The organism is Rummeliibacillus sp. JY-2-4R (assembly GCF_053847205.1).
On the sequence record NZ_CM132623.1, the window covers coordinates 3,817,510 to 3,842,599 of the forward strand.

The following is a 25,090-nucleotide window of genomic DNA, read 5'->3' on the forward strand; positions in this document are numbered from 1 at the left end:
TGGTACGGTTTTATTATGAAAAAATTTATTCCACTTCTCATATTATTGTTAGCCATTTTTATCTCATCTAGTCAAACTTATAATCAGCAATCAATTGTACCCTCATTACAAGAATTTTTGCCTAATAAGCCATATGAATCGTATATATCACAACTTCATTTTCACTATTACGGTATGGAAATTTCTGTTGCTACACGTGGCTATTATTATTTTCTTGAGTTTTTGGTTCGTAAGGCAACCCATTTCTTTACGTTTGGAGCTATTGGTATGGCAATTTATATTGCACTTCCCCGTAAAAAATTTAGATTTCTCATTGCAATATTGATGACTTTTCTAATTGCAGCAATTGATGAATTCCATCAATCTTTTACTGCTGGTCGTACATCTTCTTATCAAGATGTGTTATTAGATACGATTGGCGCCATTATATTAGTAGTAGTTTTCAAATGTATTCATTCACTCTTAAAAAGAAAATCCACAGAAGAATAACTTCTGTGGATTTTTCTATAACTATTTGCCAATTAAAACATCTAAGTCAATTGTTATTTCTTCAACTTTTGATTGATCAAAAGTTGCTGTTTGATGCCAGCCCATCGGTGTCATATGCAATAGCATTAGGACAAGGTTCGGCATTAAATTGACTGTTCGAGTGATTCGATTAATGGATACTTCACTAAAGTTTTCTTTAAAGCGGTCTACAGTGAGATTATTTGAATAGGACTCTTTGTCTGAATCTGCAAAGAATAATTCTCTTAGTTGCTTTAGATATCCACTTTGCGGTACTACTTTAATAACAATTCCATCAGGCTTTAAAAGTCGTCTAAATTCTGTATAATTTGCAGGTGATAAAATATTTAAAATAGCATCAAAGCTAGCCTCTTGAAAGGGGCTTTTTGCTAAATCGCCTACGCACCATATCATACCTTCATAATTCCGACTTGCCGCAATGATCCCCTCTTTTGCGATATCAATCCCTACTCCGACCATATTTTGTTTGTTTCCTTCATCAAACTGTTTTTTGATGAGTGCTAAATGTGATCCTTCTCCGCATCCTGTATCTAAAACATTTATATTCCGTCCAAATGATTTTAGTATATCTAAGATATAGTTATACAACGGTGTATAAAGTCCACTTTCGATTATTTGTTTACGAGCTTCAAACAAATCCTTTCCATACATAGACGTAGCCGGATGAGTCATAAAGTTCACGTATCCTTGTTTTGCAACATCAAATGTATGGCGATTTTCACAAGTAACCACACATTGCGCTACTGTCATTTCCTTATGACAAACAGGACAAGCAAAGATTGTTTGTTGTTCTCGCATATAATTTGCACTTATTTCTCTTTTTGATAATGACACAAAAACACCTCGATTACCTTCTTCGCTTCCATCAGTATACACTACAATTTACAACAAGGAGAAAATACTAGCGTTACTTTAAAGAAGGAACTGGATTTTCTGTTGGTAAAAGTTTTTCTTTATTCGGTGAAACAAGTGAATACTTTTCCCACTTACGGCTCTTCCATCTAAAGAATACAATTATTGCTCGGCACCATTCGTCTGCTGCTATAGCAAGCCAAACACCAACTAAACCAAAATGTAAGTTGAACACAAAAAAGTAACCTAAGGTCAAACTCATACAAACCATAGAGAAGAATCCTATAATAACTGGAAACCTTGCATCCCCTGCAGCACGTAATGTGTTTATAATCGTAATGTTAAATGTTCTCCCTGTTTCGAGTACGATACTTAATAGCAAGACAGATGTACCGATTCGAATTACTTCAGGATTATCAGTAAAAATTCGCATAAGTGGATATCGAAAAGCCATCACGAATGCAACCATTACAAGCGTAAAACCAATCGCCCACTTCACACTACTCCATAGCTGTTTATACGCATCATCTGCACGTTTTGCCCCTACATATCTGCCTACTATAATTGCAGTGCCAGAGCCAATTGCCATAGCAAATAAATACGTAAACATCGAAATATTATAAGCATATTGGCGTGCTGCTAAAGATTCGGCACCTAAATACGTAATATAATACAAGAATGTAATTTGGCATCCTTGATAAAGCACTTGTTCAAGAGCAGAAGGTACACCGATATCTAAAATTTTTTTAATATATTCTTTTGGTAAAGCTAAATAATATTTAAAGTCAATTTTAAACTCCATTACTTGGTATAAAAGCCAGAAAAACGCAACTAATGCGATAGATCGACTAATAATAGAGGAAATTGCTGCACCTTGAACGCCTAACTCTGGGAATCCAAATTTACCAAAAATTAAAATATAATTAAAGGTAATATGTAGTACATTCATGGCAACAGATACGTACATTGTTTGTCTAGTCCAGCCATGTACACGTACTATTGCTGCTGTTGCATTGATCAATGCTTGGAGGAATATTCCACCGCCGATTATAACCAAATATTTATCTGCATAAATCAGTACATCACCATGCAAATTCATTGCAGTCATCATTTGTTTGGAGAAAAAAACAAAAAACAAGCTCAATAAAAGTCCAATTACAAGGTTCATAGTGATAGCCACTGCAGTTATTTTAGGAACCTCTTCGAACCGTCTAGATCCTAAATATTGAGCTACAACAATAGAGGCACCATTACCGATTACTTCTAATATGAGAATCGTTATTTGAATAAATTGATTAGCTGCACCAACACCGGCCACTGCATCATCAGCAAGAGCGCTTAGCATAAACGTATCTGCTACGCCCATTAAAGTAAATAAAAGAACTTCTAAAAAAATGGGCCATGTTAAATGGAATAAGCTTAACTTTTCCTTTTTTCTTAAAACTTGTTCCATATTTTCGCCAATCTCCTTTTCATTCTCAAATTTTCAAACAAAACGTATACTATCACATCATTAGGTGCCTAGCTATAAGTTTTTGAAAAAAAAATCCGCTGATTTCTCAGCGAATTTAATATTATGCTTATATAAATTTCTTATACGCCCCAGTTATCAACATGAAAGCGCTTTGCTAACCATTTTCAAATTTAAGACACAAAGTAACTTATTAATAAGCCTAATGATGAAAGTAAACCGTAAAGTGTATTGGTTATCGCTGTAGACTTCATGGCAAGACCTTGTTTTGCAGGTTCATGTTCTCCTTCTCTAAAGCTCTTAATAGCTGTTATCGGTTTTTTGATACTTACTAGCACAACTAATAACCAAGGACTAACAATTCCCATCACAATTAATACAATCATCCATAAATAAGAAACCACAAATGATAGGGCTAAAAGAGTGATTGCCTTTTCACGCCCCAAAAGAATGGCTAATGTTTTTCGACCACCAATAGTATCTTCTTTAATATCACGAATATTATTGGACATATTAATGCCACCAACTAGTATTCCAACAGGGATTGAGACAAGCACACTAGTCATGCTAACTGTACCAGCTTGTATAAAGTAAGAAATCAATACAAAGGCAAAACCCATACTAAGCCCTGCAAATAATTCTCCAAAAGGAGTATATGCAATCGGATGTGGCCCTCCTGTATATAAATAACCAATTGCCATCCCTGCTACACCTATGGCAACAAGCCACCAACTACTACTTATACAAATATAAATACCTAACACAACTGCAATGGCATAAAGTAATAATGCAAAGTTTAATACAGTTTGAGGTTTTGTTCCGTGGCGAACTAATGCGCCACCAATTCCAACAGATTCAGCTGTATCTAATCCACGTTTAAAATCGTAGTATTCGTTAAATAAGTTTGTCGCGATTTGAAGACATAAACAGCAAACAAGCATTGCGATAAATAGTAACCAATTTATTTTGACATCGAACATAGCAAGTACTGTCCCTAAAATAACTGGGGAAAATGTAGCAGTTAGCGTATGAGGACGCGTTAGTTGCCACATAAGTTTCGCAGTACTGATCTCCTCGATCTGTTGATTACGATTTTTACTCATAATCTACTTCCTTTCAATCTTTATATACAACTACTAATCTTAACTGATTTTTCTCATCTATGCCAAAATTACTTTTGGAAATCATAAATATCATTTGAAATAAGATATTCTATATTGGAAAATCTATCATTTCATCTCACAATTTTTTTGAATCACTATTTAATTTTTATGCTATTTTTTTGTTACTTTTACATATAATGCAGAATGAAAACGAAGGGGGATGTGAGTATATGTGTGGAATTACAGGATGGTGCAACTTTAAAAAGGACTTATCAACACAACAATCCTTATTACATACGATGACGAAAACACTACAACAAAGAGGGCCAGATGCAGATGGATTTTGGATTGATGGACCAATAGCCTTTGGACATCAACGTTTATCCATTATTGACTTAGAAGGCGGCAAACAACCGATGAGTTATGAAAAAGAAGGGCGCCTTTACACTATTACTTACAACGGTGAATTGTATAACACTGATGAATTGCGAAAAGAGTTGCAACAAAGAGGATATCACTTTCATACAACTTCAGACACAGAAGTTTTGCTTGTTTCATATATAGAATGGCGTGAACAATTTGTCGAAAAGATTAATGGTATCTTTGCTTTAGGTATTTGGGATGAGAAAGATAAAAGTTTGATACTTGTCCGTGATCGACTCGGTGTTAAACCTTTATATTATAGTCATACACAAGACCATTTACTTTTTGCTTCAGAGATAAAAGCATTACTTGCCCATCCCGATGTGCCCGCTAATGTTGGATATGAAGGTTTAGCAGAATTATTTGGTTTAGGTCCTTCTCATACTCCAGGCAAAACTATTTACAAGCATATCCAAGAACTCCGGCCAGGTCACTTCTTAAAATATGATTTAAACGGCCTGAAAATAAGCCGTTACTGGAATGTGAAAAGTAAAATACACGAAGATTCCTTTGATGAAACAGTTGCAAATGTCAAAGATTTAGTTGTTGACGCTGTGGAACGACAACTTGTATCAGATGTGCCGATCTGCACCTTATTATCGGGTGGACTTGACTCTAGTATTATTACAGCTATCGCCGCAAATAAATTTAAAGGTACTGACAAATCACCTCTCCATACGTACTCCATCAATTATGAAGACAATGCACAATTTTTTAAAGCAAATCACTTTCAACGATCCGACGACACTTTCTGGATTGATAAAATGTCTACAGTCTTCCATACAATCCATCACTCAAAAGTAATCCCTCAAGAAACACTTATTAAGGAACTAACAGAGTCTGTCTATGCAAAGGATATGCCAGGAATGGCCGATATTGACTCTTCCCTTCTGTGGTTTAGTAAACAGATTAAAGAAACGTTTAAAGTAAGTCTATCTGGAGAATGTGCAGATGAAATTTTCGGTGGTTATCCATGGTTCTATGACAAAAATACTGAAGGTTTCCCCTGGATGCGTTCGACCAAGGAACGAATTAATTTATTAAGACCCGAATGGCGTCAAAGACTTAATATAGAAGAATATGTACAGCAAGCATACGATGTTGCTAGAAAAGAAACACCTATTTTAGAGAACGAATCTCCAAATGATGCAAAAAGAAGAGAACTTTTTTATTTGAATATGACATGGTTTATGCCGACATTACTAGACAGAAAAGATCGCACAACCATGCGTGCTGGACTTGAAGTACGAGTTCCATTTGCAGATCACCGCCTTGTCGAATATGTATGGAATATTCCCTGGGAAATAAAAAATTGTGGAAATATGGAGAAAGGTGTCTTAAGAAAGGCTATGGAAGATTTGTTGCCAAATGAAGTTCTATACCGTAAAAAAAATCCATACCCAAAAACGCATAATCCTGCTTATACAGAAGGCGTCGGCAAATGGCTCTCCTCTATTTTGCAAAACAAAAATTCAGTTCTTCTTGAGTTTTTTAACAACAAACAACTGGAGTCATTGATTGAAACAGGTGGTTCATCCTTTACAGCTCCTTGGTTTGGCCAATTAATGACAGGACCTCAATTACTCGCATACCTTATTCAAACTCATATATGGTTTGAAGAGTACAATATCAACCTAACAAATTGACATTTTATAAACATATATATAATATGTTTATATAAAACCAAACAATATATATAGACGTTTATAAAAGGGGTTGTACAATGGGCACAGAGTTATTCGAAAACGCATCTATTCAAGAACTCAAAAAAGGATACACAGAAGAGGAGCATTACTTTACTTGCTTATTATGTAGCAAAAAAATAGAAAAGGGCATTATCTATCCATATAATGAACAATTATTTGAAGCAAAGAAAATGATGCAAACACATGTTAAAGACGAACATACATCAGTTTTTGACCATCTCATTAATTTAAATAAGAGAATGACAGGGTTAACAGAACATCAAACAAACTTACTTCGTCTTTTCTATTCCGGCAAAACAGATCGTGAAATACAAAACGAGCTGGAAATTGGTAGTGTCTCAACCATTCGACAACATCGCTTTGCATTAAAAGAAAAAGAACGGCAAGCAAAAACCTTTTTAACAATGATGGAATTATTAAGAGAAAAAGATACTACTAATGAATTCGTACCAATTGAATCTACAGCAACAATGGTAGACGAACGTTACAATATTACCAATAAAGAACAACAAGAACTAATCGCAAAGTATTTCCCAGATGGTTCAGATAAAGCTATCTTAAGATTTCCCAAAAAGGAGAAGCATAAAATTGTCATACTTAGAGAAATCACTTCTCACCTATCAAAAGATATAATCTATACAGAAAAAGAGCTAAACGAGATTTTAAAAACCTATCATGAAGACTATGTGCAAATTCGACGATACCTAATCGAATATGGCTTCATAGACCGCAAAGAAGATGGCAGTGAATATTGGGTAAAAAAATAAACTACTTTTAAAGAAAGCAGGGTTCTCACAATGGATCATAAAAAAGAGCTCAAAGAACAATACAAAGAAATCCCTATTCAATCAGGTGTCTTTAAAATAACAAACAGAGTAAATGGTAAAATCTACATCGGTAGCTTCAACAACCTTAAACGCCTAAACGGATTGAAATTCCAACTTAAAACAAACACTTTTACCAACCCATTACTTCAAAAAGAATGGAATCAATTTGGTTCAGATGCCTTTACCATTGAAACAGTCGAAATGCTTAAAAAACCTGAAAAAGGTTACTTCGATGAAAAGAAAGAACTCGAAAAGCTAGAGCTAAAATGGATTGAGAAGCTACAACCATTTGGGAGCAAAGGGTACAACAAAGTAGTTGAAATCCAGTAACCCATTTGATAAGATATAACCAATTGAATAGCAACTATGATTTCTAGGGTTCCGCAAGCGCTGCTTGGTCTGGTCCGAGAGAAATCTCATAGCGCTGTTGCTATGCCACGGAAGGATAAAAGCCTGGGAGACACTGATTAATTCAGTTATCTCTCAGGCTTTTTTCTGTATAGAAAGGATGATGTATTTTGAACAAACACTGGTTGATCGTTTTGCTAGCTGTTTTATGTGAATTATTTTGGGTCGTTGGTTTAAAGCACTCACATAGTTTTTTTGCTTATGGAATAACATTCTTTGCAGCAGCACTAACCTTTTATCTACTATTACTTGCGGGGCGTTATTTACCAGTAGGCACCGCGTATACTGTTTTTGTAGGACTTGGAACTGCCGGTACAGTACTTGTTGATGTACTATTATTCGGTGAATCACTCAGCTTTTCTAAAATTCTATTGCTAGTCATCCTATTAATAGGTGTTATCGGCCTAAAAACCGTCACTACAAAAGAAACAAAGGATGGTGCTTCATAATGGCATGGATTGCAATTATTGTGGCGGGCTTTTGCGAAGTTTTTGGTGTCGCTATGATGAATCGTTGGCAAGAAAAAAAGAATATCTCTACTATACTATTATTAATCCTTAGTTTTGGACTTAGTCTTCTACTCCTTTCATATGCCATGAATACTGTATCCATGAGTACCGCATATGCAGTTTGGACTGGTATTGGTGCTTCAGGTGGAGCTTTAATCGGTATGCTGTTCTTTGGTGAATCGAAAGATTGGAAACGAATACTATTTATCGCCATGATTCTGATTTCTACAATAGGCTTAAAATTACTCTCTTAATCGTAAATTTTAATAAAGCCACTAAAAATCTCTTACTTTATTACTCTACTTTCTGAATTTTTTCATATATAATATGCAACAGAGCATTATTTTAAGAGAGGAAGATCAATGTGAACGTATTTGAAGTGACAACACAAGAAGACTTGCAAAGAGAATTTGATATTCGGTTGAAAGTTTTTGTAGAAGAACAAAAAGTTCCTCAAGAAGAAGAAATCGATTCTTATGACCATCTTGATGGTGAATGCCATCATTTCCTTGTGACAACTGATGATAATAAAGCAATCGGTACAGGCCGCATTCGCATAATTGAAGGTGTTGGTAAAATCCAACGTGTAGCGGTATTAGAAGAGTATCGTTCACATGGGATTGGTAAAATCATCATCCAAGCTTTAGAAGAAAAAGCAAAAGAACTTGGCGCTTCAAAAGTAAAACTTGATGGACAAGTACAAGCACAAGGATTTTATGAAAAATTAGGCTACGAAGTAAAATCTGATGTCTTCCTTGATGCTGGTATTGAACACGTATTAATGGTTAAAACATTCGCATAAAATATCATAACAGCTATCTTCAATAATTAATCATACATTGAAGATAGCCTTTTTTAGGATGTAGTAGTCTTCTTTGGTTTCACTAAAGTATAAATAATACCCCCGAATATAAGAAAAATACCGAGTGTTTGCCATAGAGTTGGTCTAAATTCTAATAGTAAGATATCTAGTAAAATTGCAACAACTGGATCGACAAACACTAACGCTGAGACAATGATAGTCGGTAAATTTCGTAGACTATCAAAGAATAAATAGTATACAAAACCTGTGTGGATTAAACCTGTTCCCAAGATATAAAACCAATTCCAGCCCGTCAAACCATGAAAAACACTAAAATCCATGAAAGGTAACAACATCACTATCCCAACTGTTGTCTGAATAAAGGTCATTGCATAAGAACTTAATTGCGCAATACCCTTTCCTAAAAACATGGTCATTGCATAGCAAAATGCAGAGAGAATTGCCCAAACAAAACCAGAATTAAATAATGCCGATAATGATGTAAATTCCTTCATGCCAATAATTAATACACTACCTAAAAAACATACAACAATCGCGATTATAGAGCTAAGTGACATCTTTTCTTTTAGAAATAAGCTCCCTAAAATGAGAACAAAAATTGGCGCTAAATTATAAATTGAAATAGCTATTGAGATGGACATTTCTTCAAATGCTTTAAACAAAAACACCCAATTAAGTACAATAAATACGCCACAGATGATTGTTTGAAGGACTTCTCTTTTAGACCACTTTTCCACCTTATATGTACCAGTATATAGCCACATCCCACCAAGAAAAACCGTCGCACAGATACAACGTATAAAAACGAGTTCTTCTGCAGGGATTCCTGTGTTCACTGTAAAGAAACCAATGGAGCCAAATATCGCCATCGCAATGGTCATTTTCAATATTGCCGTTATAGATACATCCAACCTAAAACTCCCTCACTTTATTTAAATCCTAATTTTGATTAATCATAACATTTTCTATAATAAAACTACTGCCCAAAACAAAAAAGCTACAGAACTTTTTCTGTAGCTCTCTTCATGTGTCTATTCGATAGGAATCCAAAGCTCTATTTCATTATTTTCTATCTTCTCATGAATATGGTATTTTTCAAAACACGGAGCTTTCCTGAAGCTAATTCCTTTTACGCTTAATAATGCCTCAAAACTTTCTGGGATTTCTTCGATGCCCTTCTCTACAATTCCGACCAAATAGCGGCCTGCAGAGATTAATACTTGATCAGGAGCGTGCATACCTTTTACAGCATTTGTAACTAAGCCTGCTACGTAATGCAATCCATCATCATTCATTGATACACAAACACCATATGAAGTTTTAGGCCTTGAATTCATCTTTTTTAATTCATGTTCAAGTTTATTCCATAAGACAGGAACATCTACCCGATTTCCACTTTGAACTGCGAATCCTTTAACAATAAAACCTTCAATTTCTTCGAATCGCGCAAACATTTAATAGACACCTCAATTCACCATCGTACTAAAAGGGAATCCCAACCTAATTAGCTTTTGTCTCTCTTTTGTTCCATTTTACTAGGTAGCATTAATACGCCAATAGCAAAAGCAATAATGCCTATATATAAAATATATTTAAAGAAATTAGCTTCTACAATACCAAGAGGATGCGCTAAGCCCATAATTAATAATATTAACCCCGCATAAAATACAAATAATCTCATTGGATTTCTTGCCTCCTTATGCGTGAATGATATTACGTTTTCTAGAATGTACAGTTCTTACTTCATTCACTAATTTGCATACTGTTACTATTCCCATTTTCCTTCTTATAAAACATTTTATTTTAAAATTTTAATGTTTACTTATTTTTTCAAATGGTAAGGAACAGTAATAACTACTACGTTTCTTCTATAGAGTAGTGAAGTTCGGATTAGTAAACTTGATTGGTTATGCAATATGTTTTGCCATCCCTTTCTCGGTATAAACTGCGGAATAACAATTGAAACTTGGCGATTTTCTTGCTTTGCTTTTTTTTCAATTTTATCAACCAATTTTGTAAGAGGTGATATTAAGCTGCGATAAGGCGAATAAAGTGCTAACAGTTTGACATCAGGAAATCTTTTTTCCCATTTTTCTTCGAATGCGTGCAGATCCTCTTTATCAAACGCTACATAGATGGCGATTAGATGCTCAGGCGATAGTAATTTTGCATAGCTTAGCGAATGTTCAACAACCTTGCTGATTCCTCCAACTGGTAACAAGACAACATTGCCATCAATAGATGGGAGCACATTGTTCAATTTATCAACACGAAGTTGTTCCCCCACCAAAATGTAATGGTTTTTAATACGATGGAACATATAAATTAACACTGGTAAAAAGATAAGCACCGGCCAAACATGATCAAATTTAGTGATGAAGAAAATCATCGCTACAACAAATGAGATGACAGCACCAATTGTATTTATCGTAAATTTACCAATCCATCCTTTTGGCTTTTCTCTCCACCATTTCACCATCATACCCGTCTGAGCTAAAGTAAATGGTATAAATACCCCAACAGCATATAAAGGGATTAGTTTCTCTGTTGAACCCTGTGTAAACAAGATGAGAATCATTGCAAATACACCTAACATAATAATCCCATTAGAATAGCCAAGACGGTCGCCTCTAACTTGGAACATTCTAGGAATATATCTATCTTTTGACAGATTTACAGCAAGTAACGGAAATGCAGAGAAACCAGTATTAGCTGCCAATACTAATATAAGCGCCGTTACCCCTTGAATAACAAAATAAAAGAATGTGCGTCCAAAGACTTCTTTTGAAATTTGCGATACAACGGTTTCTGTTGGACTAGGAGTGATACCTAAATAATAGGCAAGAAATACGATTCCACAGAATAAGACTGCAAGTAATCCTCCCATAATCACTAGCGTTTTGGATGCATTGACAGGAGCTGGATTTTTGAAATTAGGAATCGCATTCGAAATTGCCTCAACACCTGTTAAAGCAGAACTTCCGGAAGCAAATGCTTTTAAAAGGATGAATAGACTCACTCCCGCAACAGGTGTTCCTATTGCTGCATGAAGATCAGGAGAGAATTGTCCTGTTATGATTTTGTAAATTCCTACTACAATTAAAAGAACTAATGCTGCAACAAATAGATAAACAGGATAAGCTAAGACTGAAGCCGATTCTGTGACACCTCTTAAATTAATAATGGTCAAAATTAATATAAATACAATGGCTATTTCCACTCTATATGTGTGCAAAATTGGAAACGCTGACGTAATTGCATCCGTACCTGCTGATACACTAACAGCAACTGTTAAAATATAATCCACTAAAAGGGATCCACCTGAAACAAGACCAGGATTTATGCCTAAATTTTCTTTAGAAACAACATACGCACCGCCACCATGTGGATAGGCAAATATAATTTGTCTGTAGGACAAGATTAATGCTACTAATAGTACAACAACAAACGCTGCGATTGGGATGGAATACCAAAACGCGATTGCTCCAAGAGTCATCAATACGATTAATATCTGCTCAGGTCCATATGCTACAGAAGACAAAGCATCAGATGACAAGATAGCAAGTGCCTTCGTTTTACTTAGTTTTTGTTCACCTAACTCATTTGATTTTAAAGGTCTTCCGATTAACATTCGTTTTAATTTCACTTGAAAACATCCTTCTCTAAAAAAATTGGTTCACATTCAAAGCTGAATGAAAAAGAAAAAAGCCTACAAGTCATTACGAAAAAGACTTGTAGACATTATTGTTTTGCCTAACAAGCTCCACTTTTCTTCTTCTAACGCTTACGAGGTTAGCTGTCGGATTCGGACTATGAAGTAGCCCTACCTTTTAAAAGGATTCACCCCAAGGATGTAAACTATACATCCGGACGTAATCGGTTCCCCCGCGGAATTAACTTCAGCGATTTAGAAATATGAAACTTAAAACATAATTTGTGAGGTAATAGTACGCTTATTTTTTTGAAAAGTAAATAGTCAAATACATACTTTTTTGGGTGTTTTGAATTATTTTTTGGAATCCATTTGAAGCTAACTAGAAAGTATTAAGTATTCTTCCATTCAAGCTTTTTATGCGACTTTGTTTAGCAAAAAATTTCAAAGGTAAAATGCTTTTCTAATAGTTGCGGATAATATATATAAACTAATTCATAAATTAAATACCCAAAACTCCGCAGATGTTAACATCAATATTAATCGCAAAAATAAAACAGCATAATCTTTGCATATTTATTACAAAGACCATGCTGTTTTTTATTTTACAAGAATAGGTTGCTCTTTAAGAATCGAGTGTAAATCTTCTAAACTTTTAATCTCATACTTTGGTCGAATGGCTGTAGTATTTTGCTTAAGATGTGGATTAAACCAACAAGTGTCAATCCCTGCAAGCAAGCCACCTTGCATATCAGATGAAAGAGAATCTCCAATGATTAAAGTAGATTCATGATCAAACTCTGGAATTCGCGCAAATACATAATCAAAGTATTCCTTCATCGGCTTTTGATAGCCAGTATCCTCTGATACGAATATATCTTTGAAATATGGATATAGGCCAGATTCAGTTAATCGCTTATATTGCGTTTTTGATACACCGTTTGTCACAATGTATAAATGGAATTTCGTTGATACATTTTCAATTAACTCTTTTGCACCATTGATAAAATCATGATTTTCCGCTAATAACGCTTGATAACGTTCGCCCATTTTCTTGCCATCGACTTCTTTGCCATACACTTTAAAAAGAAGGCCAAAACGTGTATTAATAATTTCTTCACGTGAAATCTCTCCACGTTCATATGCAGCCCATAAACCATGATTAATCTCTTTATAACAACCTTCTACATCATCTGTTAAATCTAGGCCATTTTCAGCAAATAGACGATGCAAAGCTTCATTCTCTGCACTTGCAAAATCTAATAATGTATCATCTACATCAAATAATAATGTTTGATATTTGCTCAAAATATTCCCCCCCAATACTATTTTAGTTATAACAGAAATTAAGGGGAAAAGACATAGACTAGTTGTAATATAATTTTTATATTTTTTTCTAACCTTCTTACCTTTTCTTATGAAGAATAATCTTAAAGTGGAAAATATCCAAAATGAAAATGAGGCCCTATATAGGTAACCTCATTTTCACTCAAATTATAGTATACATATTTCTATTTAACCGATGTAGCAATTCGCAAAGCTTCTATTGGATCCTTTACATTTTCAATTGAGTAAACAATTGCATTACTTTGCCATTTCACCGTATTCCCAGTTGATGATGTGGAACTTAAATGAATTGAACCATTTGGCTTTGGTATTGGTAATGTATTTTTTTCTAAAAATTCTACCGCTTGTTTTGCCAGATCAAGACCTTTTTCAGGATTAGTTGTTCTTGCCTGAGTGGCAATTGCCCATCTTCCTTCATTCCATCCAGTAAATTGAGATCCTGCAGCTGCATCTTGGTAACCTATGATATTATGACCAAGGCTCACCTTTTGTCCACCCGTTTTGCTAAAATCTTCAAAACCGATGACATCGTTTGCTTCTTTTTCGTTACTGTACTTTTTCACCTCATACTTAGCAACCACCGAATCCTTCGGAGCCTGATCCAAAGTTTTATCATTAACTGGTGTATTCTTATCTGTTTGATAGTAAACGATTGTGTATTGATTATTACTTGTTGTTGTTTTTGCTGTTAGATATTTCCCGTTCTCTATAGGAAGTTTATTCGGAACAAGCACTGGTAAATCAGTTTTTAATTGTTTTCTTATAGAAGCAATGACACTGTCATTCTTATTTTCATTTTCTGTTGTTGATTGAACATCTTTTGGGTTTTCTGTTTCTGCATTAGGATTAGTTGTTCCTGTAGGATTAATATTACCTGTTGAGTTTGTTGTTTTACTATTTTCACTCTTCTCAACTACTGTTGTTTTTTCATTTTCATTATCAGTATTGCTTTTATCTGTATTTTGATTTGCGTTTCCTGAACAAGCGCCCAATAAATTTACTACCAAAAAGCAACTTACGACCTTCGCAGGATATTTCATTATAAGCACCTCTTTTTCTTCTGTTATTTTTTACAATTCCCTCTCCTATTGTTTATAAACATTGCATGGTATTATTCAAGGAAAACCTAAACATTTATGGCATAATTGATAATAAAAGGAGGGGTAAAATGCACTCAAAATTCAAACTAACTATAGATTCAAACGTTTATATTCATAATGCACCGGATTCGTTCACATTAGAAGATATAGAAACTTCAACAGCAAAGCCATATAACCGCGTGATTGCATTTGTATTTACAATAGAAGAACTCACTGCATATTTAAAACTATGTATCGACAATCAATTAATTACCGAACAAGGATACCTATTTTTAGTCTATCCTAAAAAAGGAAATAAAATGTACAATACTTTCATTCATCGAGATGAAATATTTCCTGCAATAGCAGTAGATGAACAAAAATATATTGCAAATAGCGATTATAAATTCGCCATGCTCTCCTCTTTAAATGATACATTCTCCATATTAACTATTAAAGTGGATAGCAAGCAAAAAGGAAAGAAGAAATCAATTAAAAGTCAATGTGTCGATGATTATATTCAAATGATTCCAAAAGTGAGGGAGTTTTTATCACAAGACCAAGAACTATTTTCATTTTATGAGTCGCTAACACCTGGATATCAAAAAGATTGGGCACGCTATGTATACAGTGCGAAAAAAGAAGAAACGAAGCAAAATCGGTTAGAGGAAATGAAAAAAATTTTAGGTCAAGGGTTTAAAACAAAAGATCTTTACCGCCAAGCACAAAAAAATTCATAATCATTAAGGAGAATGACAAAGTGAAAGATGTTAAATCGTTTTTAATGTTCCAAGGACAAGGAAAAGAAGCAATCGAGCAATATCAACAATGGTTTCCGGACCTTCATGTGGCGAACGTTTCATATATGCCAGATTCCACGCAAATAGCAATGGCTGTGCTTGACTTTAAAGGTTATCAACTATTGTTGAACGATAGTCCGATTAAACACAATTTCAGTTTTACTCCTTCCATCTCACTCTTTATAGAATGTGACACAAAAGAAGAAATTGAACGCTATGCAAAAGAAGTAGCTTCTAATGGTGGAATTCCATTAATGGAATTAAACAACTATGGCTTCTCTGAACTATTTGTTTGGATTCAAGACCGTTTTGGCGTGTCTTGGCAATTCACTTATAATCCTTCCGTTTAATCAAAAAGAAGGCATCCTCTTTTGGATTGCCTTCTTTTACTTTCATTTACTATAAGTGTATTCTTTTGTTGTTATAGAAGTTCCTCGTGTCAGACTGAGGTAGCCATTGACACATGATGTGGCATCAATAATATGAATGCCTTCTTATTATCGTTGCATCTCTTTTGTTGGTCCCAATACTCCAGGTACTGGAAGTCCCGCTTGACGAAGTAAAACTGTCATTTGTCCGCGGTGGTGTGTTTGATGGTCGATTAACGAACGTAGTAGTTTACCACGCAAAGTTGGGCCTCCAAAGCCGTTAACTGCTTCTTCTAGGCCCGCATCAGTTAATTTGGCTACTTCCTTTTTAAAGCCTTCTGCAAGTTGTTCGTAAGCATCGATAATCTCCGCTATATCTGTTGGCATTTCTTGGTTTTTCCCTGGTCCAGGTACTTGTAGTTCCGCTAAATGGCCGAACGCTGCACCAACACTAACTAAATGCCATGCTAACCAACCTAGTGTATTATGACCTTCTACAATTGCTTGGTCGAATTTATCATTTGTAATAGCTTTTAAAACTTTTAGCGTTCCTTCTGAGGATACTGTCCAATCTTCTAGAAAATCATCTATTTTCCGATACATACCGATCCCTCCATATAATAAACAATTAGTAAGAATTCCATCTTATCGAAATGCTCAAACACATGCGATTTTCAAAGGTGTTATATCCTTTTAACATATCTTCTATTTTAATGCATTTTGAATATGTGCTAAATGGTGTTTCACATGCCATGCAGTGAAACTAATATTTTCCTCTATTGAAGAGATACCACCTACGGGATGGTTCAATGTTCGCTTTAATTGTTCATCATTCAAGTTTTCCAGTAAATAAATGAGGCTTTCAAAAAGACCCTCAATCAGTTTTAGTTGACCGCCAATAGGTAAATCATAATCTGGCAACTTTGCCCATTCTGCTTCTTCATAAGGTTTAATTGTTGGCGTTTCCTCTGTGAGGGCAAGTTTAATACGAATATAACTGTTCATACTACAATCCGCAATGTGGTGCACGAGTTGGCGAATTGTCCATCCATTCTCGCGATATGTTTTTTGTTGTTCTTCATCACTCAAGCCTTTAACAGCCTTGTTTAATTGATCTGGTAGGATTCGAATATCCTCAATCCATTGTGCTATTTTGTCGCTCGAAATAACCTCTTCGCTTTGGTACTCACCAATTGGGTATCGTTCATTTGCCATTACGTTTACCTCACTTTCTTTTACTATTTAATTTTGAAATTCATATGTACATAGCAACTTTATCTTTTCGATTTAAAGATTTATATCGTAATTTTCTACATTATATCACTTTATAATTTCTATAAATAATTAATATCAAATATTCAGTCGCATAAAAAGGCCATCTTAGAAAAGTCTTTTCTAGATAGCCCTTTATCAAAAAGTATATTACTATATTCCATTTTAGTAAGGAGCGAGCTATAAGGTACCTTTATCTAATCTTCTACACTTTCACTAGTTGATACTAAAAATATTACTACATTTAGTACAAAGAATATAAAGGGCTTTAATGCAGCTTCAACACCTTGTCCTACCATTAAGTGTGTTGTAGTGGCACCGACCATTAAAACAGCCAATGCTCCACTAGAAATCGGTATAAAACCTTTTTTTACAATACCGATCAATAATCCAATAGCTGATGTGATTTCAATGGCTCCTACTCCATACATTATTAACTTTCCATAACCATAGACTTCGGTGAAATTTTTAACAATCATTGGGTTTGACATTAATTTCTTATAGCCGAAATACAAGAATGCAAGTGCCAACAATAGTTGAATTAGTCCAATTAGAGATTTCTTTAAAATCGCAACTCCTCCTCTATTACATAGTAAAGTGAAACTTCAATCAGTGGGGGTTCCGACGTACAGGACGTACTAGTGCTAATGTTGTGATTGTCGTGGCGTTTTTAGTTGGCCATCCCCCACTGATTGTTAGTTGAACCAATCGGGCATTTACGGGCAGTTATCTCAACCGCTGCTTTTTCGAATTCTCTAAAGCTTTGAGGCGAGAGTCAAAAACCAGTTAATGCGGGATAAATGCTTTACTATATACATAGTCCGAGGCTTAAGAGTTTAGAAGCAGAAGTCAAAAATAGATTATAATCGACTTTTTACTTTATTACGAAGGCGAAATAGTGAACTGTAAATAAGGCCTACATCTCATATCATAAAAAAATTGCTTTTCTATTTTTAATAGAAAAGCAATTTTGAAGACTTTGAACAACCAGTTCTCTTTTATTATTAAGCCGCTCTTGTATTAGAATTCTTTACTTTTCTGAATCTAGGGCTATTCCATAATTCAGTCCATTTCTTTATGGCGAATACGACGACAATGAGACCCAGTAAAAGCATGATGACAGATAGCACACCATTTAATGGTTTATAACCAGTAGAAGCTGAGTTCCAGTAGACGTTTTTAATCATCCAGTAGCCTGCATAGTTTACTGTCACATATAAGTAAACTAAAGGAACTAAACATGTTAGTGCGTACCAGCGTTTGTCCGCAATTTTCAAGACTACCGTCGTACCAATTACTAACCCAATGGTTGCCATTAGCTGATTGGATACACCAAATAATACCCAAATTGAGCTAATATCGCCAGAGTACAATAAATACCCCCATATGAAACAAGCAAGAGCACTTGCAAATATTGAACCAGGTAACCAATCAACTCGTTTTAAAGGTTTATATACATCGCCAAAGAAATCTTGGATTAAATAACGTGCTACACGTGTTCCTGCATCAATTGCAGTTAAGATGAACACGGCTTCGAACATTATAACGAATTGATAGAAATATGCTGCCATGTCATAGAACCATGGAATCTTTGCAAAAATATAACTCATTCCGACAGCTAGTGTTACAGCTCCTCCTGTACGTCCTTCTAAATCCATTCCGATCTCCTGAGAAAGTTCAGGTAGATGTACAGTTTGCATTCCTAATGTTTTGAATACTTCTGGGCTTGAATTAATAGCAAAGTAATCACCAGGCATTAATGCTGTTGCAGCAATCAATGCCATAATCCCCACTAAACATTCAACAAGCATCGCACCAAAACCTATTGCTCGTATATCTTCCCATTTATTAATCATCTTTGGTGTTGTACCAGACCCTACAAATGCATGGAATCCTGAAATTGCACCACAAGCAATTGTGATGGATACGAATGGCCATACAGGACCCGCAATTACTGGTCCGCCACCATGGATAAATGGAGTAAATGCTGGGAATTGAATAATTGGATTGACAAAGAATACACCTATAATTAATGCAATAAATACACCAATTTTCATGAAACTACTTAAATAATCACGTGGCGCTAATAATAACCACACTGGTAATGCTGCTGCAAAGAATGCATATATAGGTAAAATAATAGCCAGAGTCTTAATATCAAAATTCAAAAATTCCCCTAATACAGTATCTTTTATATAAGGTCCCATAAATACGCCAACCATTAATAATATAAATCCTAATGTAGAAGTGGCAACTAGATTGCCAGTCTTTTTATAAGCAATACCTACAAGCATTGCAATTGGAATGGTAATTGCAACGGCAAAAGTTCCCCAAGGATTATGCACAAGTGCATTTAAAACAACCATCGACAAACCAGCCATTGTAATCGTAATAATAAATAACATCGCTAAACCAGTACAAAAACCAGCCACAGGTCCAAGTTCATCTTTTGCTACTTCTGATAAAGATTTCCCCTTTTTCTTCATAGAAGCAAATAAAACAACAGCATCATGGACTGCTCCCCCAATGACAGCTCCGATCAATAACCACAATAATCCTGGCAAATAACCAAACTGCGCAGCTAGAATTGGACCAACTAGTGGACCTGCTGCAGCTATTGCAGCGAAATGATGCCCAAAGGTTACCCACTTATTAGTTGGAACATAGTCTTTACCATCTGCCAACTCATGTGCTGGTGTTGGTTTTGAATCATCAATTTTCAAAACCTTATTGGTAAAGAAATATCCATAAAGACGATATGCAATTACTAAAATACAAATAGAACCAATAACAACTGAAACCGCGTTCATTTTTTCATCTCCTTTTGACTCATGCAACATAATAATATGAATCTATACGTTCACTAATTATAAAAAGTTGAAAATATAGAATTTTTAGAATAAATCTATTATATAACAGTATAAAGTGATAGATAAAGAGTTTTTTATATTTTTTCAATTTTATTATTCAACATTAACATATCTGTATAATTGCTAAAAAGATATCGCAAAACATTATTTTTCACACATTTTTATTAATTATATATAGAAAAATAATATAAATTCCCTTAAAATGGCATGATAAACGGCGTCTCTTGTTATATTATCTGTATCACTTATCATTCCCTAGCTAATTTCTTTGGATAAAGTAAAACAAAATATCCCTAGTTATTTTGTAAAATTATTATTAATTAATCCCACTTAAGGTATCAACACTTTATGGAATAGCATAAACTAACGATATTAGTTAAGAAATGAATGCAATTAGTTTAGAAAGGAGTACAAAATGAAAATCACAAAAATTGGTTCTATCTATCAACTGTGCTTTATGCCGAGGCTTTTTCCTGTAAATTGTTACCTAATTGAAGAAAACGATCGTCTTACGCTAATCGATACGGCACTTTCCTTTAGTGCAAAAGGAATTATAAAGGCTGCCGCGCAGATAGGAAAACCTATCGCAAACATTGTTCTGACACATGCTCATGGTGATCATGTTGGTTCCTTGGATACGTTAAAGGCTTTACTACCAAATGTCACTGTAAGTATTTCGAAGCGTGATGCTCGATTGTTAAATGGAGATAAAACACTTTTGGATGGTGAACCAACTTCACCAATTCGAGGTGGCGTTCCAAAGAAAATTCAAACAAAACCTGATATATTGCTGAAAGACGGAAATCTTATAGGTTCACTTGAAGTTGTCACAGCCTCAGGACACACACCTGGTTCTATTGCGTTATTCGATACAAGATCTGGCAACTTAATTGCTGGTGATGCTTTTCAAGTTAGAGGTGGCATAGCCGTTTCAGGCGTTATTAAACCAACATTCCCATTTCCAGCCTTCGGAACTTGGAATAAAGAATTAGCAATTGAAAGCGCAGAAAAACTTCTAAGTCTAAATCCCAGTTTGTTAGCAGTTGGTCATGGAGATATGATTGAAAAACCTGTGCAGGTTATAAAACGCGCTATTATTGAAGCTTCTTAGGCTTGGAGGAAAGGAAGTTAAGCAAATATGGCCATTCGAAAGAAGTTGGATTTTAATGCGATTCTTCTAAAAACAACAGAACTAGTTGACGCAAAGGGGCTAGACAAATTATCTTTTAGTTTACTTGCCAAAGAACTACAGATTCGTCCACCTTCCTTATATAATCATGTCAATAGTCTTGCACAATTGAGACAGTCATTAGCTATTTGTGGTCTAAAAAAACTTTATGAATACATGACCCATGCAGCGATAGGAAAATCAGGCGATGAAGCCATTCGATCAATCAGTCATGCCCATGTTCAATTCGTTAGAAACCATCCAGGTCTTTACGAAGCAACAACGCGATTTCCAGATAAAGAAGATAAAGAATTGCAACATCAACAACAACTAATCGTAGAGCTTGTAACGAAAGTTTTAGCATTTTATAACTTACAAGAGGAAATGGAAATTCATACTGTAAGAGGATTACGCAGTATTCTTCATGGATTTACGTCAATTGAACAATCAGGTGGGTTTGAAATACCCTTAGATATTGACCAAAGCTTTACAATATTGATTGATACTTTTATAAAAGGAATACATTCTATTGCAAATGAAGGCTGAAGATTAAATAGAAAGAGGTCCAAAAATGTTTGAGATGATGAATATTGGATTACGCCTATTTATCGAACTATTTGGTCTTTTGATATATGGTTATTGGGGATTTCAAGTGGGAAATACAGCTATTCAAAAAAGTATATTTTGCATTTCAGTTCCACTAATGGTTGCAATAATTTGGGCTATGTTTGGTTCACCTAACGCAAGTTTCACGTTACCTATAGCAGCCCATTTCGTAGTAGAAATGATCATTTTCCTACTGCCTGTTGTGTTATTGATAAACGTTAATAAAGTCGTTCTAGCATATGTTTTCGGTGGAATTTTCATTGTAAATAAAATAGTTCTTCTCTATTATGGTTCATAAAATTATTGCCTTATATAAACAAAACAATAGATCAATACCACTTTCGGAGTTCTTACTCATAGAAAGTGGTATTGGTATTTATATAATTTAATTATTCAAAAAGGCTTGTATCGTTTTATTCCGATTTGTACTATGGCAGATAGCTGAAATTACAGCTACTCCATCAGCTCCAGCTTGTCGTACTTCTGGCACTGTTTGTTCTGTAATTCCACCGATTGCAACAATCGGAAATTCTGGATACATTACTCTTGCCTCGTGCAAAAAAGTTACGCCTGCAGGTTTCTTTGCATCAGTTTTAGATTTGGTTTCATAAATCGGGCCAATCCCAACATAATCTGCAAATCCTAAAACAGCTTGTTCTAATTCATCTTTTGTATGAACTGAAACGCCTACAATTTTGCCTTCAAATTTTGTACGTATCTTTTTGAGAGCAATATCGTCCTGTCCCACATGTACCCCGTCAGCGTTGATCTTCAAAGCAAGTTCTACATCATCATTTACAATAAAAGGAACACGATAGTGCTTACATAACATTTGGCAGGCTAATGCAAACTGCTCAAGTTCTTGCCCTTTTAATGCACCATCACCTTTTTCACGTAATTGGAAAAAGGTGATTCCTGCTTTAAGCGCTTCTTCTAACACATCGAGCGGACGATCAACGCAATTCTGCGTCCCCATTATAAAGTAAACCGATAAATCATTTCGATTCAACAACTATCACCTCACAAATTCCGTTTCCATTTTGATAGGCAAAGTGATTTGTTGGACCATGGCCATGACCAATGTTTAAAGGATTTTGAATAGCTAATTGCACAAACTTCTTTGCTTCAATAATTGCTTCACGGATAGTATAACCTCGTCCCAAAAATGCAGTAACAGCAGACGAAAATGTGCAGCCAGTTCCATGTGTATGTTTTGTATCAATGCGCTTTGTTGTCATGGAGAATGAAGTGCCATCTTGGAAGTAAACCGTATCAATTGCATCGATTCCTTCTAAATGTCCACCTTTCATCACAACACAAGCTACGCCCATATCAAGAATTACTTTAGCAGCGCGTTCTATATCGTCTGCTGATCTGATAGTAACTCCACTAATTTCCTCTGCCTCTGGAATATTTGGTGTAAGTACTGTGGCTAAAGGTAACAATGAAGATTTTAAAGCATTCACCGCTTCCGTTTGAAGAAGCGATGCACCACCTTTTGCAATCATGACTGGATCTATAACAAGCTGAATATCTTGATCCTTTAGGCTCTTTGCAACAGCTTCAATAATTTCTGAAGAAAAAAGCATCCCTGTTTTAACAGCTTTTACAGGTAAATCTTGTATTACCACTTCTATTTGCTGTTGAACAAATTCAGCAGATGTAGGGAAGATTCCTTCCACACCCAATGTATTTTGTGCTGTTAAGGCAGTGATTGCAGATGTACCAAAGACATCGAGCTCTTGAAATGTTTTTAAGTCCGCTTGAATTCCTGCGCCTCCACTACTATCTGATCCAGCTATAGTCATTACTATGTTCATCGTTGTTCACCTCTAGAAATATCATGTAATGCATTTAGAACTTCCACTTGGAAAGAGCCAAGTTGATTTGTTGTTGAGGCAAGCTCTGCAACAGTTTTATAGTCTTGCAAAACATCACGTAAAACAGTCAATGGATCACCCTCTACTGCTAATGCTCCACTACAAACAGCACTCAGCAAGCAGCCTGTTCCTGTTACTTGTGTCATTAACAAATTTCCTCCATCGACACTATACGTTTGCTCTCCATTCGTTAAAATATCTGAAGGACCCGTTACAATCACCATGCAATTAAACTTTTGCGCAACTTGTTTGGCTACCTTTTCAACATCGATTTCACCAATGCCGCTATCTACACCTTTCGCTTGCCATTTTACACCTGCAATACTTGCTAGTTCACCAGCATTACAACGGATTAAATTAAATTTCACTGTTTGCAGTAATTCCTGTACAGTTTGTTGCCTGTAAGTTGTAGCCCCTACGCCAACTGGATCAAGAACAACGGGTATTCTTTTCTCATTTGCTTTACGACCTGCAAGCAGCATCGCTTCCTTTGTACGTGAATTGATTGTTCCAATATTAAGTAATAATGCGGATGCGTTTGAAACCATTTCTTCTACTTCTGACGCTTCATCCGCCATTACAGGAGAAGCACCTATTGCAAGGAGGCCATTCGCTGTAAAATTTGCTACAACATAATTCGTAATACAATGAACAAGCGGGCTTGCCTTTCGAATTTTAGATATACTCATAATTTGCCACTTCACCTTTCCAATCTTCTAATGTCCAAGGCATCTCCCAAAACTTCCACTCATAATAGCAACTCTTTTTGAAGTGTGCTTTAAATAGCTGAACTTTTTCGGGTTGTTCTTCCGCAAAACGATTCATCATGGATTTTTGTAATTCGATTTTTTCTTCATAATCCGGGTTGCTATACATGGCAATCCATTCTTCATAAAGCTTGATACCAGGTTTTAGATCTTTGTACTTTTCTCCAATCTCTTGGTACAACCAAGGACATGGGAACATGGCTGCAAAGGCTTCCGCAACATCACCATTATAAGCTGCATTGTACATATGGCTTACATAGTTGTATGCGGCTGGTGCTGGTTCAAATATTTCAAGTTCATGTTCAGTAACACCAAGCTCTTTAAATACTGTACGATGTAATTCAAGCTCAGCTTCATTGATATAACGCGCGTTTTCTAGAAAATATGTCGTGTCTTCATTTGTATTAGCCTTTGATGCCGCAATAGCAAGCACTTTCGTATAATGCTTTAAATAAAAGGCATCTTGCATCATATAAAACTTAAATTTTTCAATTGGCAATGTACCCTCAACCAATCCTTTGACAAACGGATGTTCAAAGCTTCCTTCGAAGTATAAATCTGTCTCTTTTCTTACTTCCTCACAAAATGTCATTCTAAGTCCTCCTCGTGAATTACCGTAGAATGCAAAAAG

The 25,090-nt window shown here is 35.2% G+C and carries 29 protein-coding genes and 2 riboswitches; of the genes, 12 read left to right on the top strand and 17 right to left on the bottom strand.

All coding sequences use genetic code 11. The features are described 5' to 3' along the window. Positions 1-15 precede the first annotated feature (15 nt). A complete protein-coding gene (locus ACWV26_RS18720; RefSeq protein ID WP_455896178.1) occupies positions 16-489 on the top strand; it encodes a VanZ family protein in 474 nt (157 codons plus the stop codon). A gap of 21 nt (positions 490-510) precedes the next feature. Here the strand turns inward: ACWV26_RS18720 and ACWV26_RS18725 are convergent, their stop codons facing one another. From ACWV26_RS18725 to ACWV26_RS18735, 3 genes are all read right to left on the bottom strand, one after another. Beyond that, positions 511-1,362, bottom strand: a complete 852-nt coding sequence (locus ACWV26_RS18725; RefSeq protein WP_455896179.1) for a putative RNA methyltransferase — start codon at positions 1,360-1,362, stop codon at positions 511-513. Between the two features lie 73 nt (positions 1,363-1,435). Further along, the gene (locus ACWV26_RS18730) at positions 1,436-2,833 is read right to left on the bottom strand and encodes an MATE family efflux transporter (protein WP_455896180.1); all 1,398 of its coding nucleotides are present in this window, start codon (positions 2,831-2,833) and stop codon (positions 1,436-1,438) included. Positions 2,834-3,024: 191 nt separating this feature from the next. Continuing rightward, the gene (locus ACWV26_RS18735) at positions 3,025-3,954 is read right to left on the bottom strand and encodes a 1,4-dihydroxy-2-naphthoate polyprenyltransferase (RefSeq protein WP_455896181.1); all 930 of its coding nucleotides are present in this window, start codon (positions 3,952-3,954) and stop codon (positions 3,025-3,027) included. A gap of 230 nt (positions 3,955-4,184) precedes the next feature. Between ACWV26_RS18735 and asnB the strand changes: the two genes are divergently transcribed. The 6 genes from asnB to ACWV26_RS18765 all read left to right on the top strand — a co-directional run bounded on the left by asnB (position 4,185) and on the right by ACWV26_RS18765 (position 8,629). Next, positions 4,185-6,023 carry an asparagine synthase (glutamine-hydrolyzing) gene (gene asnB, locus ACWV26_RS18740; RefSeq protein ID WP_455896182.1) on the top strand — a complete coding sequence of 613 codons (1,839 nt, stop codon included), beginning with the start codon at positions 4,185-4,187 and terminating at the stop codon, positions 6,021-6,023. Positions 6,024-6,100: 77 nt separating this feature from the next. Continuing rightward, positions 6,101-6,850, top strand: a complete 750-nt coding sequence (locus ACWV26_RS18745) for a DUF2087 domain-containing protein (protein ID WP_455896183.1) — start codon at positions 6,101-6,103, stop codon at positions 6,848-6,850. Positions 6,851-6,880: 30 nt separating this feature from the next. Further along, on the top strand, positions 6,881-7,240 hold the full coding sequence (locus ACWV26_RS18750) for a GIY-YIG nuclease family protein (protein ID WP_455896184.1): 360 nt from the start codon (positions 6,881-6,883) through the stop codon (positions 7,238-7,240). Between the two features lie 32 nt (positions 7,241-7,272). Next, positions 7,273-7,372: riboswitch (guanidine-I (ykkC/yxkD leader) on the top strand. 56 nt (positions 7,373-7,428) lie between these two features. Next, the gene (locus ACWV26_RS18755) at positions 7,429-7,767 is read left to right on the top strand and encodes a DMT family transporter (protein ID WP_455896185.1); all 339 of its coding nucleotides are present in this window, start codon (positions 7,429-7,431) and stop codon (positions 7,765-7,767) included. Then, a complete protein-coding gene (locus ACWV26_RS18760) occupies positions 7,767-8,081 on the top strand; it encodes a DMT family transporter (protein WP_455896186.1) in 315 nt (104 codons plus the stop codon). The genes ACWV26_RS18755 and ACWV26_RS18760 overlap by 1 nt, the downstream gene beginning before the upstream one ends. A 110-nt stretch (positions 8,082-8,191) precedes the next feature. Next, positions 8,192-8,629, top strand: coding sequence for a GNAT family N-acetyltransferase (locus ACWV26_RS18765; protein ID WP_455896187.1), 438 nt, complete (start codon positions 8,192-8,194; stop codon positions 8,627-8,629). Between the two features lie 53 nt (positions 8,630-8,682). Here ACWV26_RS18765 and ACWV26_RS18770 read toward each other — a convergent pair whose 3' ends face one another. The 6 genes from ACWV26_RS18770 to ACWV26_RS18795 form a co-directional block, all read right to left on the bottom strand. Next, entirely contained in the window at positions 8,683-9,531 is an 849-nt protein-coding gene (locus ACWV26_RS18770) for a DMT family transporter (RefSeq protein ID WP_455898301.1), read from the bottom strand. 150 nt (positions 9,532-9,681) lie between these two features. Then, positions 9,682-10,104: a GyrI-like domain-containing protein gene (locus tag ACWV26_RS18775; RefSeq protein WP_455896188.1), complete on the bottom strand. Its 423-nt coding sequence runs from the start codon at positions 10,102-10,104 to the stop codon at positions 9,682-9,684. A gap of 50 nt (positions 10,105-10,154) precedes the next feature. Further along, positions 10,155-10,331 (bottom strand): hypothetical protein, encoded by a 177-nt coding sequence (locus ACWV26_RS18780; protein WP_455896189.1) that lies wholly within the window; start codon positions 10,329-10,331, stop codon positions 10,155-10,157. Between the two features lie 141 nt (positions 10,332-10,472). Then, positions 10,473-12,281, bottom strand: a complete 1,809-nt coding sequence (locus ACWV26_RS18785; RefSeq protein WP_455898302.1) for an APC family permease — start codon at positions 12,279-12,281, stop codon at positions 10,473-10,475. 135 nt (positions 12,282-12,416) lie between these two features. After that, positions 12,417-12,565, bottom strand: a riboswitch (cyclic di-AMP (ydaO/yuaA leader). Between the two features lie 337 nt (positions 12,566-12,902). Beyond that, positions 12,903-13,610 carry a YjjG family noncanonical pyrimidine nucleotidase gene (locus tag ACWV26_RS18790; protein ID WP_455896190.1) on the bottom strand — a complete coding sequence of 236 codons (708 nt, stop codon included), beginning with the start codon at positions 13,608-13,610 and terminating at the stop codon, positions 12,903-12,905. A 203-nt stretch (positions 13,611-13,813) separates the two neighbouring features. Further along, a complete protein-coding gene (locus ACWV26_RS18795) occupies positions 13,814-14,689 on the bottom strand; it encodes a hypothetical protein (protein WP_455896191.1) in 876 nt (291 codons plus the stop codon). Between the two features lie 128 nt (positions 14,690-14,817). Between ACWV26_RS18795 and ACWV26_RS18800 the strand changes: the two genes are divergently transcribed. After that, positions 14,818-15,468, top strand: coding sequence for a YdeI/OmpD-associated family protein (locus ACWV26_RS18800; protein WP_455896192.1), 651 nt, complete (start codon positions 14,818-14,820; stop codon positions 15,466-15,468). A 20-nt stretch (positions 15,469-15,488) separates the two neighbouring features. After that, the gene (locus ACWV26_RS18805; protein WP_455896193.1) at positions 15,489-15,878 is read left to right on the top strand and encodes a VOC family protein; all 390 of its coding nucleotides are present in this window, start codon (positions 15,489-15,491) and stop codon (positions 15,876-15,878) included. A 147-nt stretch (positions 15,879-16,025) separates the two neighbouring features. Here the strand turns inward: ACWV26_RS18805 and ACWV26_RS18810 are convergent, their stop codons facing one another. The 4 genes from ACWV26_RS18810 to ACWV26_RS18825 all read right to left on the bottom strand — a co-directional run bounded on the left by ACWV26_RS18810 (position 16,026) and on the right by ACWV26_RS18825 (position 19,978). Beyond that, the gene (locus tag ACWV26_RS18810) at positions 16,026-16,499 is read right to left on the bottom strand and encodes a DinB family protein (RefSeq protein ID WP_455896194.1); all 474 of its coding nucleotides are present in this window, start codon (positions 16,497-16,499) and stop codon (positions 16,026-16,028) included. Between the two features lie 102 nt (positions 16,500-16,601). After that, positions 16,602-17,111 (bottom strand): YfiT family bacillithiol transferase, encoded by a 510-nt coding sequence (locus tag ACWV26_RS18815; protein WP_455896195.1) that lies wholly within the window; start codon positions 17,109-17,111, stop codon positions 16,602-16,604. A gap of 254 nt (positions 17,112-17,365) precedes the next feature. Further along, complete coding sequence (locus ACWV26_RS18820; protein ID WP_455896196.1) at positions 17,366-17,701, bottom strand: DoxX family protein; 336 nt, start codon at positions 17,699-17,701, stop codon at positions 17,366-17,368. Between the two features lie 471 nt (positions 17,702-18,172). Next, positions 18,173-19,978, bottom strand: coding sequence for a carbon starvation CstA family protein (locus ACWV26_RS18825; protein WP_455896197.1), 1,806 nt, complete (start codon positions 19,976-19,978; stop codon positions 18,173-18,175). A gap of 475 nt (positions 19,979-20,453) precedes the next feature. Between ACWV26_RS18825 and ACWV26_RS18830 the strand changes: the two genes are divergently transcribed. From ACWV26_RS18830 to ACWV26_RS18840, 3 genes are read left to right on the top strand one after another with little or no spacing between them, the layout of a single operon-like run. After that, a complete protein-coding gene (locus ACWV26_RS18830) occupies positions 20,454-21,149 on the top strand; it encodes an MBL fold metallo-hydrolase (RefSeq protein WP_455896198.1) in 696 nt (231 codons plus the stop codon). A gap of 27 nt (positions 21,150-21,176) precedes the next feature. Further along, positions 21,177-21,752, top strand: coding sequence for a TetR/AcrR family transcriptional regulator (locus ACWV26_RS18835; RefSeq protein ID WP_455896199.1), 576 nt, complete (start codon positions 21,177-21,179; stop codon positions 21,750-21,752). A 25-nt stretch (positions 21,753-21,777) separates the two neighbouring features. Continuing rightward, positions 21,778-22,110, top strand: coding sequence for a YrdB family protein (locus ACWV26_RS18840; protein ID WP_455896200.1), 333 nt, complete (start codon positions 21,778-21,780; stop codon positions 22,108-22,110). 87 nt (positions 22,111-22,197) lie between these two features. Here the strand turns inward: ACWV26_RS18840 and thiE are convergent, their stop codons facing one another. The 4 genes from thiE to tenA are packed head-to-tail and all read right to left on the bottom strand — an operon-like array spanning position 22,198 to position 25,051. Further along, the gene (gene thiE / locus ACWV26_RS18845) at positions 22,198-22,821 is read right to left on the bottom strand and encodes a thiamine phosphate synthase (RefSeq protein ID WP_455898303.1); all 624 of its coding nucleotides are present in this window, start codon (positions 22,819-22,821) and stop codon (positions 22,198-22,200) included. Continuing rightward, a complete protein-coding gene (gene thiD / locus ACWV26_RS18850) occupies positions 22,808-23,632 on the bottom strand; it encodes a bifunctional hydroxymethylpyrimidine kinase/phosphomethylpyrimidine kinase (protein ID WP_455896201.1) in 825 nt (274 codons plus the stop codon). The genes thiE and thiD overlap by 14 nt, the downstream gene beginning before the upstream one ends. Further along, positions 23,629-24,381, bottom strand: coding sequence for a hydroxyethylthiazole kinase (thiM, locus tag ACWV26_RS18855; RefSeq protein ID WP_455896202.1), 753 nt, complete (start codon positions 24,379-24,381; stop codon positions 23,629-23,631). The genes thiD and thiM overlap by 4 nt, the downstream gene beginning before the upstream one ends. After that, positions 24,368-25,051, bottom strand: coding sequence for a thiaminase II (gene tenA, locus ACWV26_RS18860; protein ID WP_455896203.1), 684 nt, complete (start codon positions 25,049-25,051; stop codon positions 24,368-24,370). The genes thiM and tenA overlap by 14 nt, the downstream gene beginning before the upstream one ends. Between the last annotated feature and the right edge of the window lie 39 nt (positions 25,052-25,090).